A 15494-nucleotide genomic window follows, 5' to 3' on the forward strand; every position below is an offset into this window, starting at 1 on the left:
TTGCGCGTCATTTACAGATGAAAGGTTGCATATCGGTGGATGGTTTCCAGTTCGGCTTGCCGATGTTCATGCCGTCTGCATTTACGAGGAGGTTGTCGCCGGTTTGACGGATGCAGATGGAATCCGGGTTGACTTTGTTTTCCTGTGTGATGACGTTGGTGGAAATGCCGTCGTACACGATCGGCGGGATCCTTTTGCCGAGGGCTTTTTCAATCCCCACCAGAATCTGACCCGTATGGTGATGATACACCGGTTCAGGGAAAGCTGCGGCCATTTCGATGGTATTGTCGTGGATGAACACGTTTTGCGACACGGGGAAGTAGTTCGCATTGATCTTTTCACCCGCTTTCGCATCTACGAAAAAGCCGGATACCATGGCGATGGCGGCGGAATTGTTGTTGATGATCTTGTTGTTGTAGATCTCCACATTGGACGTAGCCTGGATGATCACCCCACAGCCGGGCGCTGCGTTGCCTACGCCCCAGGTGGTGCCGAAGCTCCCGGATTTGGCGAAGTTGCGCTCGTTGTTGTCGTGGATATTGTTGTTGTAAGCCTTCACCTGGCCGCCCCGCTGCGAAAGATCGGGGAGGTCGAACACGAGGAACCCGGCCGTGTTGCCGTAAAACTCGTTGTCATACACTTCTGCGTTGGTCGTATTCTCGATCTCGCAGCCGGCCACATTTTTGTAAGCTTTGCTGTTCCTTACGATGGCCTTGTTGGATTGCCCTACGTAGATGCCTGCATCAGATGCGCCCTGTGCGTAACAGTTCTCTACCAACACGTTGTTGCAGAGCACGGGGTAGATGCCATAACCGCCGCTGGTGCTGTCTGCCTTCTCCCAAATGGCGTGCAGGTCGCGGAACACGACGTCTTCACTTTTGTTCACTTTGATGAGGTCGCCTTTCGATTCGCGGATGGTCATCCCGCTGATGGTAAAGCCTTTCACTTCCGCCACGCGAATGCCTTCGCCACCCTGCGTCTGCCCCGAAAAATCGAGGATCGTTTTATCAGGACCGGCGCCGCTGATCTTGATGTGCTTCAGTTGCACGAGGCTGAGGTTGTTGAATTTGTAAGTGCCGGCTTTCAGCTCCACAGCGCTGCTGTCTGTCAGCGTGAGGAAGGCTTCCGTGATTTTGGCTTCCTCGCCGGGGCCGAATACCAGGGTTTGCTTGTAGCCGTCGGCGGATTTTTTCTCCGGGGCGCTGCAACCGGCCGCCAAAGCCAGTGCCAGCAAGGGAATGGAATATTTCATGTCGATGGTTTTTAGAATACGTTATAAGCGTAGGTGATATAATACACGCCGCCGATGCCGGGGCTGCCGAAGCCGGTGTAATAATATTTGTTCGTGAGGTTGGTACCGCCCAGCTTGATCCTGCTCTTGATTTTCGGTAATTTATAACTTACCTGTGCGTCCAACACTACATTGGCGTCTATCGTCCCGCTCGCAAACCCGATGGAGTAGAAATACGCCGGCCGGTAGCGGAGGCTGGTATTGAAGGAGAACAACTGTTTCTTCCCGAGGCCCGAATTGCCGAATTCCGCGTTGATTTTCCAGTTGGGGGTGTTGAAGTTGTTGATCTGGCTGTTGTTCCTGTTTTTGAGGAAATCGGAAGAGAAATTGACCCTTGCCCCGAAGTTACGGGAAAGATCGACGCTCACGCTCGCCGCATACCCGTAAGTGTTCACTTTCTCGGCGCCGTTGAATGCGATGTTGTAGGCGATGTACTTGTCGCGGTCTTTGAAGTCCGCCACGTCGTTGGAGCCTGGTGTATTCGCCACGTTCACATATCCGATGAAGTTCTTCCAGGTGGAATAATATCCCAGCACGTCGATCAGCACCCGCTTGGCCACGAGGGCGGAATATCCCAGTTCGAACGCGTCTACCGACTGCGGTTTGATATCCTTCGGCTCAAATTTCACGAGTACCGACGGGTCGTTCGTCTGCCGGTATTTGTTCACGCTTTCCAGCAAATATGGCTGGTACTGGTCGAATTTATACTCGCCGTACAACAGCCGCGCCGATCCGCCGGAGGCATAGGTATTGTAATCCACCAGCGTGCTTTGCAGCGATTGTATGTTGGACGGGAAGCTGTACGCGTTCTGATAGGAGAACCGCAGGAAGTGCTCTTTCGTGGTCTCGAACACGGCCGACAGGCGGGAAGTGGTCCGCGGTCGGTCGAACAGGGTGTTTTTGTCGAACCGGAAAGCCGCGCCCAGTTTCAGTTTATTGTCGATCATTTTCTTCGAGAAATGCGCGAACGCGCTGTATTCCGCCACGTTGATGGGGCCGTTGTAGTCAGGGAACAACGTGCCTTTTGAATCGAGCTTGTACAGGCGGTAGTTCAGCCCGGCGATCACTTCCGCCCACTTCACGAACTTCGAGAAATTATACTGGAACTCTGCGTTGTAGAGTTTACTGCGGTCGAGGAAAAGCGTGCCACCTTTGGAAGTGGGAATGGCGGAAATGCTGTCGCGCAGCCGGTTGAAATGGTCGCTGCCCGCCAGCGGCCTGCCGATGTCTGCCGTAGCCCGCGCGGTATTGTGCGCGTCTGTGAGGGATTGGCCGGTGGCCAGCGCGGTGATGAGCGCCACGGTGTATTGCGGGTACCATCCGTCGCCGGTGGAGCCGTCGTAACTGGGTTTCCAGGCTTCGTTCACGAGTTGCGCGGTGGGGCTGGCGATGATGGTATTTCCCGAATTTTCCCGCGTGGTGTAGGCGCGCACGAACCAGTTTTCTGCCCGGAGCTCTGCGCGGTACTGAGCCAGTTTGAACCCGTCCAGCGCGTAACGGGTGTCGTTACTGTAAACCGCGGTGCCTTCCCCGTAGGTGCCGGAAACGATGGCCTGGAGACCGGGTTTGATATTGTATCGGATTTCGCCGTTGAATTTCAGCATTTTAGCGTCGTTGCTCAGGTAGCCGTATTCCGGGTACCCGGTGCGGGAAACGTAATTCGTAGGGTTGGCGAGCAGCGGGTCCACGATGGGCGCGGTGGAAGGGTCCATCGCTTTGATGGCTTCGAGGAAGGGATTGATGTCTACCGAAGTTTTGCTGCCGTAGGAGTTGACGCCGTTGTAATTAGGATCGGTGTATTTCGATCCCATGCTGTTGGTGTTGCTGGTATCTGCGGCGAGCCAGTCTTTCGCTTTGGTGTATTGCACGTTTACCTTGAACGCCAGGCGGTCGTTCACTTTTTTGGCCCAGCGGAGCGTCCAGTCGTAGTAGGGAGACGCGCCCATGGGGTCGTTTCCTTTTCCTTTTTTGATGTGGTTTACGCCCTGGGTGATCTGGAAGCTGAGGCCCTGGTATTTGAAGGGGTCTTTGCCGGTCATGACCAGCGTGCCGTTCAGGCCACGGGAGCCGTACAGCGCGGAGGAGGCGCCGGAAAGGAGCTCGAGGTTGTCGACATCCAGTTCCGTAAGGCCGATGGCGGCGCCGAGGGGGAAGTTGAGGCCGGGGGCCTGGTTGTCCATCCCATCTACCACCTGGGTGAAATTGGTGTTGCCGCTGGTATTAAAACCGCGCGTCGTGATGGTGGTGAAGGTGAGGGAGGAAGTGGTGATGTCTACGCCCTTGAGGCCCTGGAGCATGGAATAATAGCTGGGCTGGGGGGAATTCATGACATCTTTGTTGTCGATCCGTTCGATGGTTACCGGCGATTCGATTTTCCGCTGGATGTTCCGGCTGGCGGAAACAACGACTTCGGTGCCGAGGATGGAGGCGGGGTCGAGCTGAACGTCTATGGCGCCCGCACTACTGACGAGCACTTCCTTGGTGCCGTACCCTACGGAGGAGAAAACGAGGGTCACGGGGAGCGGGGCCTTCAGCGTGAAGCGGAAGTTCCCCTGGTCATTGGTATAGTCGCCGTAAGGCGTGTTGCGGGCTTTAACGGATACCGCTGGTACCGTTTCCCCCGTTTGGCTGTTCCGCACCTTGCCTGTCAACACGTGTTGGGCATGTGAAGACCATGCAGACAGCATGGCTATCGTGAACAGTAGCATCAGTTTGTACATGGGCGAGTAATTTTGGTTGGGATGGTAAAGGCGATATTATGCAATTACCATTCACCGGGTGCCTGTACAATACTGTTTCGGGGTGAAGGAACGGGGTTGCGGGGTGAAATTCAGGAATCAGGGGTGAATTTCTGCTGGAACTGGGGCAGGTAACTGGCGGAAACGGGCACGGGCTGGTCGTCCAAACCTTCCAGCAACAAATAATGTCCCTTCGCGTTTTTCTTGAATAACAACACGTTGGATATATTTACCATGTAAGACCGGTGTGCCCGGGTGATGTTGAACCCCGCAAGCTGGGGCTCCAGCTTTTTGAGGGACGAACGCACCAGTTCCTTTTTCACCCCCTGGCCATTCCGGTAAAAAACCTGTACATAGTTATCTTCCGCCTTCAACATCAGCAGGCTCGCCGGCGGAAGGCTCAGGGCCAATTTGTCGTATTCATCCCTGATGAGGAGGTGTTCCGCCACTTTTTCTTCCACTGCCGGGATGGGGACCGGGGCCGGCTGGATCTGAGGGGCTCCCCGCTGAAACCACAGCAAAGCGATGGAGTAGGGAAGCGCCAGCACGCCGAACCCATATTTATAGGTATCCCAATATTCCGACCAGGAGAAAGACAGGTAATCGTGCAGCGAAACATTGACGATGTTAACGATGGCGGCCACCAGCATCGATTCGCCCATGAACCAGGCCAGGAACTGCCAGTGCCGGAGGGGCTTCTTCCCTTTCAGACGCATCAACCCGAACTGTGAAATGCTCAGCGCGGCGATCCCGCAGCCGGAAAATACCGCAAACACGCCCGTGACCGTCACCGGCCCGCCGTTATACCACTGGTTCATGTTGAATGGCGTGAACAGGCACATGAAAACAAAACTGAACGCGCCGCAAAATGCGATGAGCAACAGCCGGTTACCGACAGGCTCCAGCAGCCGGAACGGGGCCGCGAGCCAGGCAGGGATAGCGGGCAGGCGGCTGGAGGGAAGCATGAGCGTTTCTTTCATAGTCCGTGGATTGTTCCGGTAATTTATCGATCTTTTTCCAATTTCCACCACCCACGCCGCCCCGTTATTTTTATCGTACCTTTACCGCCGAATTTAAAACAGATATGTACAAAGTCGGCGAATATAACCAGCTGGAAGTCAAAAAAGAGACGGATTTCGGCGTATATCTTGATGGTGGCGGGGATACGGAAATCCTCCTGCCCAAACGCTACGTTCCCAGCGGCACCCGCCCGGGCGACGAGCTTACCGTTTTCCTCTACCACGATTCCGAAAACCGGCTGATCGCCACTACTGACAAGCCGAAAGGCGTGGTGGGCGATATCGTTTCCCTCAGGGCGGTAGACACTACCCACCAGGGCGCGTTCCTGGACTGGGGCCTTGCCAAAGATCTCTTTGTTCCCCTTTCGCAGCAAGTTTCCAAGATGCATAAAGGACAGGATTATCTTGTCATGATATACCTCGACGAGCTTACCGGCCGCGTGGCCGCCACCGAAAAGATCGATCCTTTCCTCAGCAACGATCCGCTGACCGTCCAGGAAAAGGATGGGGTGGATTTGCTGGTGTACCGCCGGTCAGATATTGGATTCGTCACCATCGTCAACAACCGCCACACCGGGATATTGCATTATTCCGATGTATTCCGTCCGCTCGATATCGGCGACCGCCTCAAAGGTTTCGTCAAAGCCGTGAAGGAAGATAATAAGCTCGACGTGGCGCCGGGCCAATCGGGGTACAACCGGGTGGAAGACGAGGGCTCCCGCATGCTGCGGCTGCTCCGCGAGCACGATGGTTACCTGCCCTACCACGATAAATCGGACCCCGACGAAATCCGCGAGTTCTTCGGCATGAGCAAGAAGACTTTCAAGATGACCGTGGGCGCGCTCTACAAGCAACAAAAAATCGAACTGACGAAAACCGGCATCAAGCTGATAGAAGAATAAACATCCTGCACAACATGAAAGACTTCAAGCAACATTTCGTGATCCCCGCACCGCCCGAAGAAGTGTACCAGGCACTTACCCGCGAAGCCACCATCCGGCTGTGGACGGGCGACGTGGCGGAAATGAGCACCGAGCCCGGTTCCGAGTTCTCTTTGTGGGACGGCAGCATTGCCGGCCGCAACCTTGAGTTCGAAGAAGGGAGGAAGCTGGTGCAGGAGTGGTACTTCGGCGACCAGGAGCCCGCGTCTATCGTAACGATCATCCTGCATCCGCATAAAAAGGGCACATCGGCGGAGTTGCGCCATTCCAATATCCCCGACGAAGCGTTCGACGATATCGTGGAAGGCTGGCGGGATGCGTATTTCGGTTCGCTGATCGATTTTTATACGGAATAGCCGGACGCGTATGGCCAAAAAGAAAAAGAACGAAGCGGAAATCAAGGCGGTGACGGTCAACGAATTGAAAAAGGAGATGCTGTCGCTGCCACACGCGGAACTGGTGGAAATATGCCTCCGGCTGGCGAAATTCAAGAAGGAAAACAAGGAGCTGCTCAGTTACCTGTTGTTCGACGCATCTTACCCCGAAACCTACCTCGACCAGGTAAAGGCTTACATCGATGCGGAATTCGAAAATCTCGGTACCACGCATGCTTATCTGGCGAAGAAAACGATCCGAAAGATCCTCCGCATTACCAATAAGCACATCCGTTTTACGCAATCCAAAACCGCGGAGATCGAGTTGCTGCTGCATTTCAGCAAGCGGCTCCGCCGCGCGGGGGATTTGCTGAAAAGCAGTGTGCAGCTGGGGAATCTGTATTTCCAGCAGTTGCGCAAGATCGAAAAAGCGATCGACGCCCAGCATGAGGATTTGCAATACGATTACCGCCGTGAGCTGGAGTTGTTGGCGAAGGTGTAAGTGCGAAAGACGCCCAGCCTGAGGATTAGTAATATGAATACAGCCGTCAGCTGGATTGTTGACGGAAGTGTAAGCGCGATCGACGTTCTGCATGTGGATTTGCAATATAACTACCGACGTCAGCTGGATTGTTGACGAATGTTTAAGCGCGACCGATGCCAGCATGAGGAATTGCAATATTACTACCGCTGTGAGCTGGAGTTGTTGACAAAGGTGTAAGTGCGACCGACGCCCTGCATGTGGATTTGCAATACGATTGCCGCCGTGAGCTGGAGTTGTTGGCGAAGTTGTAAAAGCGATCGACGCCCAGCTTGAGGATTACCAATATGACTACAGCCGTCAGTTGGAGTGTTGACGAATGTGTAAGCGCGACCGACGCCCAGCATGTGGAATTGCAATACGATTACCGCCGTGAGCTGGAGTTGTTGGCGAATGTTAAAGCGCGACCGATGCCAGCATGAGGATTTGCAATACGAGAACCGACGTGAGCTGAAGTAGTTGACAAAGGTGTAAGTGCGATCGACGTCCAGCAAGTGGATTTGCAATACAACTATGCGCGATTTGTTACAACTAACATAAAACCCAACTATCATAAAACCCCCGATCATGAAACTCCTGACCCTACTAACGGGCGCCTGCATACTGGGTTGCCTTATTCCCGATTCAACTTTTGCCCAGCAAGCGGTCCGCGCGCGCGACCTGGGGATTCCCCTCACCGGCAAAACCGGCAAATTCAATGCGATCACAGACGTTCCGGGTGTAAAGGTGGGGCTGACCACCCTCATTTCCGGCGAAGGCAACCTGCAAACCGGGAAAGGCCCCGTGCGCACAGGCGTAACGGCCATCCTGCCGCGCGGCAATACCTATGACCCGGTATTCGCAGGATGGTACGCGCTGAACGGCAACGGCGAAATGACCGGCACCACCTGGATTACGGAATCCGGGTTCCTGGAAGGGCCCGTCACCATCACCAATACCCACTCCGTCGGCATCGTACGCGATGCAGTGGTGGAATGGCAATACAAGCACAAACACTTCCTTCCCCTGGAAGAAACCGACGGACTGTTCTGGGCCCTGCCCATCGTCGCGGAAACCTACGACGGGATGCTCAACGATATCAACGGCATGCACGTTACTAAAGAACATGTTTTTCATGCGTTGGACAGCGCCACATCCGGCCCGGTAGCGGAAGGCAGTACGGGTGGCGGCACAGGCATGGTGAGCCATGGGTTCAAGGCAGGAACGGGCACCTCGTCCCGCGTGGTGCGCGTGGGAGATTCGGCCTATACGGTGGGCGTGCTCGTTCAGGCGAACCACGGTGCATTCCGGCATCTCACGATCGCGGGCGTGCCGATGTGGCCGGAGCTGAAAACGAAGGAATGGCGCATGAAATTCGGCGAAGCCAAACCCGGCACCGGCTCCATCATCGTGATCGTAGCCACCGATGCACCATTGTTACCGCATCAGCTCAATCGCATTGCACGGCGGGTAGCACTGGGCGTTGCCCGGGTGGGCGGAATGGGAGAGAACTCTTCCGGCGATATCTTCCTCGCCTTCAGCACAGCCAATCCCAAAGCCTCCCACCGCGACGTAGCTCCCAAACTCAATATGCTCCCCAACGATCAGATCGACCCGCTATTTGCCGCTACCGTTTTCGCAACGGAAGAAGCGATCCTCAATGCCATCGTGGCCGGGAGAGATATGACCGGGATCAACGGGAACTTTGTGCCGGGGATCCCTCACGCAGAAATCATCCGCCTGCTCAAAAAGTACAGCCGCTACGCCGGAAAATAAATAATTGATTAACTGTCCGTATTATCGGAAGCGGGCCCGCATCAACCGCGGGACCTGGTGCCGAAGATGTATCCCAGCACGGTCGTGAAGACGGGTAACAAAACATTCAATACGTACTGGAAATTGCGGAAAGCGAAATCCAGTGGTTGGCTTTGGTCAGTTTGGGGCGTGCATGCATGAAGCGCCATTCGAAGCCCGGGCCCCTGCAGTATCCTGGCCCCGGGTAATGCAGGCGCCCGACTTTGGTTGCATCCATGTTCCAGGCAAATGAGGGCATACAAAACGATGGCGCCTGCAATCATCCAAAGTAAACTTTTAGCGAGCTGCATGCCGGCCTTTTGTTCCGCGGTCAATTGATTGGATGCTACCCGCTTGGTACCCAACTTCTGTTTATTTTTGTCCATAGGCGAAATTTTGTCTTCTTCGTTCAATGTTCTCGATTGCCGTAGTTGTGATGCGCGTCTGTTTCTGCCGGACGGAATCCTCGGAAAGGATCTCTTTCCCTTCCCATGTTTCCTGCAACACCCATTGGTAAATAGCGACCATTTCCTGGCAAAGCTCCGTACGGTCATAAATACCGGATTGCAGTTGCATTTCTTGCATCATGTCGTCGGGGATCGTTAATTCGAATGTCATAATCGAAGTGTTTTATTTTATCAATTATATCATTAATTGCAACACGAAATATTTTTTTTGCCACATTATTTAATCGTCATTGCGAAGAGAATGTTTCACGCAAAGGTTTTGCTGTAACGGAATTATTTTCAATCCTCATTATGGAACGTTCGTATCTGCGCATTTGCTGTTGGTTTCAGCCGGCACGTCGTCTTCAACACTATTTGGAAACCTCATAAGTAATCAGTTTTAGCAACCAACGATACAGGAAATTCCCGTGCGAAAAATTTTCCGGCCGGCATTTATTTTTTCGACACTTTTTTTCGATTATCTTGGAACAGTTAAACGTCTACGCTATGATCAACCGCAGAGATTTTATCGGGCTTTCGCTCAAAAGCATCGTCCTCATCGGCGCCGGTTCCGCGCTGCAATCCTTTGCGCCGGGCAGCTTCGTACTGCCTCCCCGCAGGAAAGTGAAACTTCGCTTCGCACTGGCCTCCGACGGCCATTACGGCCAGCCGCAAACCACATTCGTCGAGAACCACAGCGCCATGGTCCAACTCCTCAACAAGGAAGCCGCCGGCAGAGGGCTCGATTTCACCGTCATCAACGGCGATGTTTTCCATAACGAACCCGCTCTCATCCATCCCGCAAAAGCCGCGTGGGACCAACTCTCCACCAAATATTACGTCTCCCACGGCAACCACGACATGATCGAGGAATCCGAATGGGAAAAAGTCTTCGGCACCCCATGGCACCACGATTTCACCGTCGGCAACAACGCCTTCGTCGTCCTCAATACAGCCGATATCAAAGGCAAATATGTTTGTCCTGATCTCGACTGGACGCGCGATCATCTCGCCAAGCACACCAATGCCAAAAACCTCTTCGTTATCCAGCACATCACCCCCGTGAAATGGACCGAGCACGGCATCGATTGCCCCGAATTGGTGGATATGTTCTCCAAACAGCAGAACCTCCGCGCCATTTTCCACGGTCACGACCACGCGGAAGACGGCATGAAGGAAAAGAACGGCAAACATTACTTCTTCGACGGCCACCTCGGCGGCAGCTGGGGCGTGTCCTATTTCGGGTACCGCATCGTGGAAGTGCTCCAGAACGGGGACGTCCTCTGTTACCAGGTAAACCCCAAAGCCACGGACCCCGTCAATTCCACCACCGTCAAACGATAACTGCATTTTCACCGTCTTTGGCTGAATCTTCGCATGGCCGCGGCAAACCCGGAATATCTGATTATCTTCTCGTCCAATTACCACGATTATGAACATCCGATTTTCATTGCCGCTGCTATGCGGATTGCTTTGCCTGTCCACCTCCCTCAGCGCCCAATTGCAATGGCGCGAAGTAATGCCCGGCGTCTGGAAAGGCACCGCCGGCACTCCCGGCAAAGTGACCCTCCTCGGCATCGCCGGCGCCACGCCAGACAGCAGCGCCCTCGCCAAACTCCCGTCGCCCGCCTTCCCGCTCGATCCCAACGAAATCGCCGTGAAGCTCGCTGACGGGAAAGTCTATCTCCGCTTCCCCCTCGAACGCAACGAACAACTCTTCGGCCTGGGCCTCAATTTCAAAACCGTGAACCAGCGCGGCCGTGTCAGCCAACTGCATGTAGACCACTACGGCGGAAAAGACGATGGCCGCACCCACGCGCCCGTGCCGCTGTATATTTCGTCCCGCGGATACGGCGTGCTCGTCGACGCAGCGCGCTATATCACCGTTTACGCCGGCACCGCCGTGCGCGTGGATACCAAAAATCCGCCCGTCCTGCACGACCGCAACGGCAACAAAGACTGGGATTCCCAACCCTATTCCGACGCCGTGGAAATGCTCGTGCCGGCAGAAGGGGCGGAGGTCTACATTTTCGGCGGCCCCACCGCCATGAACGCTGTTCAGCGATACAACCTCTTCAACGGAGGCGGATACCTGCCGCCCAAATGGGGCCTGGGTTTCACGCAACGCGTGCCGACGCTGTACGGCCAGGACGATATCATCCGCGAAGCGAAGGAATTCGAAACGCACAACTTCCCGCTGGATTTCATCGGCGTGGAACCGGGATGGCAATCCATGTCGTACCCCTGTACGTTCGAGTGGGACAAAAAGCGATTCCCCGATCCCGCGGGTTTCATCAATACACTGGGGAACATGGGCGTGAAGGCCAATCTCTGGATCAACCCCTACGTTTCCCCCAAAAGCAGCCTGTATGCGCCTATCAAGCCGCTTTCCGGGTCGCATACGGTGTGGAATGGACTGGTGGCGGATTTCACGCTGCCGAAGGCGAAAGCCCTCTTCCGCGAGCACTTCATCAAAAACCATATTTCCCTCGGCGTCAGCGGCTATAAAATGGATGAGAACGATGGATACGACAAATGGCTCTGGCCCGATGTGGCCACCTTCCCGTCGGGCACATCGGCTGAAGAAATGCGCCAGATCTACGGTCTTGCCATGCAACAAATGACCGACGAATGGTTCCGCGAACAAAACCGGCGGACGTACGGCCTGGTACGCGCGTCCAACGCAGGCGCCAGCCGTTTTCCCTACGTGATCTATAACGATTATTATTCCCATCCCGACTTCATCACCGCCCTGGTCAACAGCGGCTTCATTGGCGTGCTCTGGACGCCGGAAGTGCGTGCCTCCAAATCGGCCGAAGAATGGGTGCGCCGGATGCAATCGGTATGTTTTTCGCCGATGGCCATGCTCAACGCCTGGGCAGACGGCACCAAGCCCTGGTCGTTCCCCGAAGTGGAAACCGCCGTGCAAGAGGTGGCCATGCTTCGCATGCAGCTGCTCCCATACATTTATTCCACTTTCGCGCAGTATAAATTCGAAGGAAAACCGCCTTTCCGGTCCATGAACCTCATCGACGGCTTCGCGTATACGGCCCAGGTAAGCGGCGGAAAGCTCGACGCCACGCTGAACCCCTACGAAGCCAAAACCCGCTCCGAGCTGAAAGACCAGTATATGATGGGCGACAATATCATCGTGGCGCCCTTCTTCGCCGGTGATACCGCCCGGAAAGTGTATCTCCCGAAAGGCAAATGGTATGATTTCTACACGGGTGAACTGGCTGGGGAAGACGGGGTGATCAGCATAAAAGCGCGGCTCGACCGCATCCCGCTCTTCGTGCGCGACGGCGGCCTCGTTCCCATGGTGCCCCCGCGCCGGCAAGCCCCGAAAACAGGGGAGGTGCTCCCGCTCGAAGTGCGGGTGTACGGAAAAGCACCCGGCTCGTTCGTGCTGTACGACGATGATGGCAATACCTTTGATTTTGAAAAGGGCCAATTCACGAAAGTCTTGCTCAAAGCCGAAAACGGGAAAGGAAGCATGGAAAAGCCCGCTTCCGGGAAGCCCTTCGGCTACGCCCCCAAAGTCAAATGGACGTTCATGACCGCACAGGCGAAATAATCCGCCTTTTATCCCTTTGATGCCGTAAAGAGCGATTTATTTCCCATATTGGGATATAAATCGCTCTTTATTTGCATATGAAATCAACCTTAGCCGCAGCATGCCTGCTTTGCTGCACAACCGTTTTTGCTCAAAAAGCTCAAAAACCGGCTCCGGAAGCGGAGAAAGCCGAAGCCGGCACCGGTGCCGTTGAGCGGAAGCTCGAGATCGACCGCTCGGTAGTCACCACCCACGAAGCCACCATCAAAGGCCAGCGTGTGCCGTATAAAGTTACCGCCGGCACATTGCCTGTCTGGGACGACGACGGTAAAACCATCGCCGGGGTATTTTACACTTATTTCGAGCGCACCGGCGTAGCCGACCAGGGCGCCCGGCCGCTGGTATTCTCCTTCAACGGCGGGCCGGGAACGGCTTCCGTGTGGATGCAGATCGGGTACACCGGGCCGCGGGTGCTGAAAATCGACGACGAAGGCTATCCCGTGCAGCCGTACGGACTGAAAGACAATCCCCATTCCATCCTCGACGTGGCCGATATCGTGTATGTAGACCCCGTGAACACGGGATTCTCGCGCATGGCCAATAAAGACGTGCAGGGATCGAAATTTTTCGGGGTGAACCAGGACGTGAAATATCTCGCCGAATGGATCAGCACGTTCATCACGCGGAATAAACGCTGGGCCAGCCCCAAATACCTCGTGGGCGAAAGCTACGGTACCACCCGCGTGTCCGGACTGGCGCTGGAACTGCAGAATTCCCAATGGATATACGTGAACGGCGTTGTCCTCGTATCGCCCACGGAGCTGGGGATCGAGCGGAACGGCCCGGCGGAAGCGGCGCTCCGGCTGCCGTACTTCGCGGCTACGGCATGGTACCATAAAGCCCTCACGCCCGAATTGCAGCAGAAAGACCTCAACGCCATGCTCCCGGAAGTGGAAGATTTCACCATCCGCGAATACCTGCCCGCACTGGCGCTCGGGGGAAACCTGCCCGATGCGAAGAGAAAGGAGATTGCCGCGAAAGTGGCGCGTTATGCCGGTATTTCCGAAAAAGTAGTGTTGCAGAACAATCTCGATATTTCGCCGAATTTCTTCTGGAAGGAACTCCTCCGCGACCGCGGCTTCACCGTTGGCCGGCTGGATTCCCGCTACCTGGGGATCGATAAAAAAGACGCCGGACAGGGTGTGGATTACAATGCGGAACTGACTTCCTGGCTGCATTCCTTCACCCCGGCCATCAATATTTACATCCGCGAGGAACTGAAATACAAGACAGACCTGAAATACAATATGTTCGGGCCCGTTTGGCCGTGGGACCAGTCCAATAACCGCACCGGCGAGAATCTCCGTCAGGCCATGGCCCAGAACCCTTACCTGCACGTGTTCGTACAAAGCGGGTATTACGACGGCGCCTGCGATTATTTCAACGCCAAATACAATCTCTGGCAAATGGACCCCGGCGGCAAGCTGAAAGACCGGATGTCGTTCGAAGGATATCGCAGCGGACACATGATGTACCTGCGCAAAGACGATCTGGCTACCAGTAACGAGCACCTCCGCCAGTTCATCCTCAAATCCATCCCGAAAGAAGGACAGGCCGCGAAATACTGATCTGTTCACACGATAATGCAAACCGTCACTCATTGGGTGGCGGTTTTTTTATGTAACGGAAATGGGAAATCAAAACAGGGAAAGCTGGGGCGTTTCCGGGCGTTCGTCGTTGAAGTTGGACACCGTGATGCCGAGCAACCGGATTTTGGCGCCTTCTTCTTCCGGATCGGTTTTGGCGAGGAGCTGTTTGGCGGCGCCGGCAATGGTTTCCGTGTCGGAAATGGGGTGGATGGTGGAATGGTTCCGCGTGATCTGCCGGAAATCGCTGTATTTCACTTTCAGGGTAACGGTGCGGCCTTTGAGTTGATGCTTTTCCAGGCGGGATGCGACTTTGACGGCCAGTTTGTCCAGCTCCGGGTTCATTTCGGCGAGGGTGGTGAGATCGTGGGGGAAGGTGTCTTCCGCGCCTACGGACTTCGTTTCCCGGTGGGGCTGCACGGCCCGGTCGTCTTGCCCGCGAACGATGCGGAAGTAGAACCGGCCTGCTTTGCCGAAGTGCTGGACGAGATCGTTTTCCGACAGTTTTTTCAGGTCGGCGCCTTTGAAAAGCCCCATCCGTTGCATCTTGTCGGCCGTTACTTTTCCCACTCCGAAAAACTTTTCCACGGGCAGGTTTTCCATGAAGGTTTCGACCTGGGCGGGGGCGATGAACGTGAGCCCGTCGGGTTTCTGCATATCCGACGCGATTTTCGCCACGAATTTATTGACGGAAACGCCGGCGGAAGCGGTGAGGCTCAGCTCGTCGCGTATCGCCTGTTTGATCTGCTGTGCGATGGCGATGGCGGAACCGATATTGAGTTTGTCGAGGGTAACGTCGAGATAGGCTTCATCCAGCGAAAGCGGTTCGATGAGGTCGGTATAGCGTTGGAAGATGGATCGGACGTGGCGGGATACGTCGCGGTAGACATCGAACCGGGGATATACGAAAATGATCTGTGGACAAAGTTGCAGGGCTCTTTTGGAGGGCATGGCGGAGCGAACGCCGAATTTTCTTGCTTCGTAGCTGGCCGTAGCCACCACTCCGCCACGCCCTTCCGGTGAGCCGCCCACGGCAATGGGTTTGCCGCGGTACTCCGGATGGTCGCGCTGCTCCACCGATGCGTAGAAGGCATCCATGTCGATATGAATGATTTTGCGGAGCGTCATGTCCGCAATTTACGCAAGAAACGGGAAGGTGCAGCGCAACCCTG

Annotated in this window: 13 protein-coding genes; 7 read left to right on the plus strand and 6 right to left on the minus strand. The window is 55.1% G+C overall.

What is annotated here, in order from left to right; translation table 11 throughout:
• Positions 1-7 precede the first annotated feature (7 nt).
• From WJU22_RS16360 to WJU22_RS16370, 3 genes are all read right to left on the minus strand, one after another.
• Positions 8-1252 carry a parallel beta-helix domain-containing protein gene (locus WJU22_RS16360; RefSeq protein ID WP_341839250.1) on the minus strand — a complete coding sequence of 415 codons (1245 nt, stop codon included), beginning with the start codon at positions 1250-1252 and terminating at the stop codon, positions 8-10.
• Between the two features lie 11 nt (positions 1253-1263).
• Positions 1264-4011, minus strand: a complete 2748-nt coding sequence (locus WJU22_RS16365) for a carboxypeptidase-like regulatory domain-containing protein (RefSeq protein WP_341839251.1) — start codon at positions 4009-4011, stop codon at positions 1264-1266.
• Between the two features lie 110 nt (positions 4012-4121).
• Positions 4122-5009: a LytTR family DNA-binding domain-containing protein gene (locus tag WJU22_RS16370; RefSeq protein ID WP_341839252.1), complete on the minus strand. Its 888-nt coding sequence runs from the start codon at positions 5007-5009 to the stop codon at positions 4122-4124.
• A 104-nt stretch (positions 5010-5113) separates the two neighbouring features.
• Between WJU22_RS16370 and WJU22_RS16375 the strand changes: the two genes are divergently transcribed.
• The 4 genes from WJU22_RS16375 to WJU22_RS16390 all read left to right on the plus strand — a co-directional run bounded on the left by WJU22_RS16375 (position 5114) and on the right by WJU22_RS16390 (position 8659).
• Positions 5114-5950: a CvfB family protein gene (locus WJU22_RS16375; RefSeq protein WP_341839253.1), complete on the plus strand. Its 837-nt coding sequence runs from the start codon at positions 5114-5116 to the stop codon at positions 5948-5950.
• Between the two features lie 14 nt (positions 5951-5964).
• The gene (locus WJU22_RS16380) at positions 5965-6345 is read left to right on the plus strand and encodes an SRPBCC domain-containing protein (RefSeq protein ID WP_341839254.1); all 381 of its coding nucleotides are present in this window, start codon (positions 5965-5967) and stop codon (positions 6343-6345) included.
• 10 nt (positions 6346-6355) lie between these two features.
• Positions 6356-6865, plus strand: coding sequence for a hypothetical protein (locus WJU22_RS16385; RefSeq protein ID WP_341839255.1), 510 nt, complete (start codon positions 6356-6358; stop codon positions 6863-6865).
• A 606-nt stretch (positions 6866-7471) separates the two neighbouring features.
• A complete protein-coding gene (locus WJU22_RS16390; protein ID WP_341839256.1) occupies positions 7472-8659 on the plus strand; it encodes a P1 family peptidase in 1188 nt (395 codons plus the stop codon).
• 41 nt (positions 8660-8700) lie between these two features.
• On the opposite strand, the gene WJU22_RS16395 is transcribed toward WJU22_RS16390, so the two are convergent.
• Entirely contained in the window at positions 8701-9063 is a 363-nt protein-coding gene (locus tag WJU22_RS16395) for a hypothetical protein (RefSeq protein WP_341839257.1), read from the minus strand.
• Positions 9050-9295, minus strand: coding sequence for a hypothetical protein (locus WJU22_RS16400; protein ID WP_341839258.1), 246 nt, complete (start codon positions 9293-9295; stop codon positions 9050-9052). The genes WJU22_RS16395 and WJU22_RS16400 overlap by 14 nt, the downstream gene beginning before the upstream one ends.
• Before the next feature lie 335 nt (positions 9296-9630).
• Between WJU22_RS16400 and WJU22_RS16405 the strand changes: the two genes are divergently transcribed.
• The 3 genes from WJU22_RS16405 to WJU22_RS16415 all read left to right on the plus strand — a co-directional run bounded on the left by WJU22_RS16405 (position 9631) and on the right by WJU22_RS16415 (position 14304).
• Entirely contained in the window at positions 9631-10467 is an 837-nt protein-coding gene (locus WJU22_RS16405) for a metallophosphoesterase (protein ID WP_341839259.1), read from the plus strand.
• Positions 10468-10555: 88 nt separating this feature from the next.
• On the plus strand, positions 10556-12697 hold the full coding sequence (locus WJU22_RS16410) for a TIM-barrel domain-containing protein (protein ID WP_341839260.1): 2142 nt from the start codon (positions 10556-10558) through the stop codon (positions 12695-12697).
• A 77-nt stretch (positions 12698-12774) separates the two neighbouring features.
• A complete protein-coding gene (locus tag WJU22_RS16415) occupies positions 12775-14304 on the plus strand; it encodes a S10 family peptidase (RefSeq protein ID WP_341839261.1) in 1530 nt (509 codons plus the stop codon).
• Between the two features lie 69 nt (positions 14305-14373).
• On the opposite strand, the gene dinB is transcribed toward WJU22_RS16415, so the two are convergent.
• A complete protein-coding gene (dinB, locus tag WJU22_RS16420; RefSeq protein ID WP_341839262.1) occupies positions 14374-15450 on the minus strand; it encodes a DNA polymerase IV in 1077 nt (358 codons plus the stop codon).
• Positions 15451-15494 lie beyond the last annotated feature (44 nt).

The organism is Chitinophaga caseinilytica (assembly GCF_038396765.1).
GTDB lineage: Bacteria > Bacteroidota > Bacteroidia > Chitinophagales > Chitinophagaceae > Chitinophaga > Chitinophaga caseinilytica.

Coding starts and splice junctions, on each gene's coding strand:
- WJU22_RS16360 (WP_341839250.1), bottom strand. CDS start 1,252: ATGAAATATTCCATTCCCTTGCTGGCACTGGCTTTGGCGGCCGGTTGC.
- WJU22_RS16365 (WP_341839251.1), bottom strand. CDS start 4,011: ATGTACAAACTGATGCTACTGTTCACGATAGCCATGCTGTCTGCATGG.
- WJU22_RS16370 (WP_341839252.1), bottom strand. CDS start 5,009: ATGAAAGAAACGCTCATGCTTCCCTCCAGCCGCCTGCCCGCTATCCCT.
- WJU22_RS16375 (WP_341839253.1), top strand. CDS start 5,114: ATGTACAAAGTCGGCGAATATAACCAGCTGGAAGTCAAAAAAGAGACG.
- WJU22_RS16380 (WP_341839254.1), top strand. CDS start 5,965: ATGAAAGACTTCAAGCAACATTTCGTGATCCCCGCACCGCCCGAAGAA.
- WJU22_RS16385 (WP_341839255.1), top strand. CDS start 6,356: ATGGCCAAAAAGAAAAAGAACGAAGCGGAAATCAAGGCGGTGACGGTC.
- WJU22_RS16390 (WP_341839256.1), top strand. CDS start 7,472: ATGAAACTCCTGACCCTACTAACGGGCGCCTGCATACTGGGTTGCCTT.
- WJU22_RS16395 (WP_341839257.1), bottom strand. CDS start 9,063: ATGGACAAAAATAAACAGAAGTTGGGTACCAAGCGGGTAGCATCCAAT.
- WJU22_RS16400 (WP_341839258.1), bottom strand. CDS start 9,295: ATGACATTCGAATTAACGATCCCCGACGACATGATGCAAGAAATGCAA.
- WJU22_RS16405 (WP_341839259.1), top strand. CDS start 9,631: ATGATCAACCGCAGAGATTTTATCGGGCTTTCGCTCAAAAGCATCGTC.
- WJU22_RS16410 (WP_341839260.1), top strand. CDS start 10,556: ATGAACATCCGATTTTCATTGCCGCTGCTATGCGGATTGCTTTGCCTG.
- WJU22_RS16415 (WP_341839261.1), top strand. CDS start 12,775: ATGAAATCAACCTTAGCCGCAGCATGCCTGCTTTGCTGCACAACCGTT.
- dinB (WP_341839262.1), bottom strand. CDS start 15,450: ATGACGCTCCGCAAAATCATTCATATCGACATGGATGCCTTCTACGCA.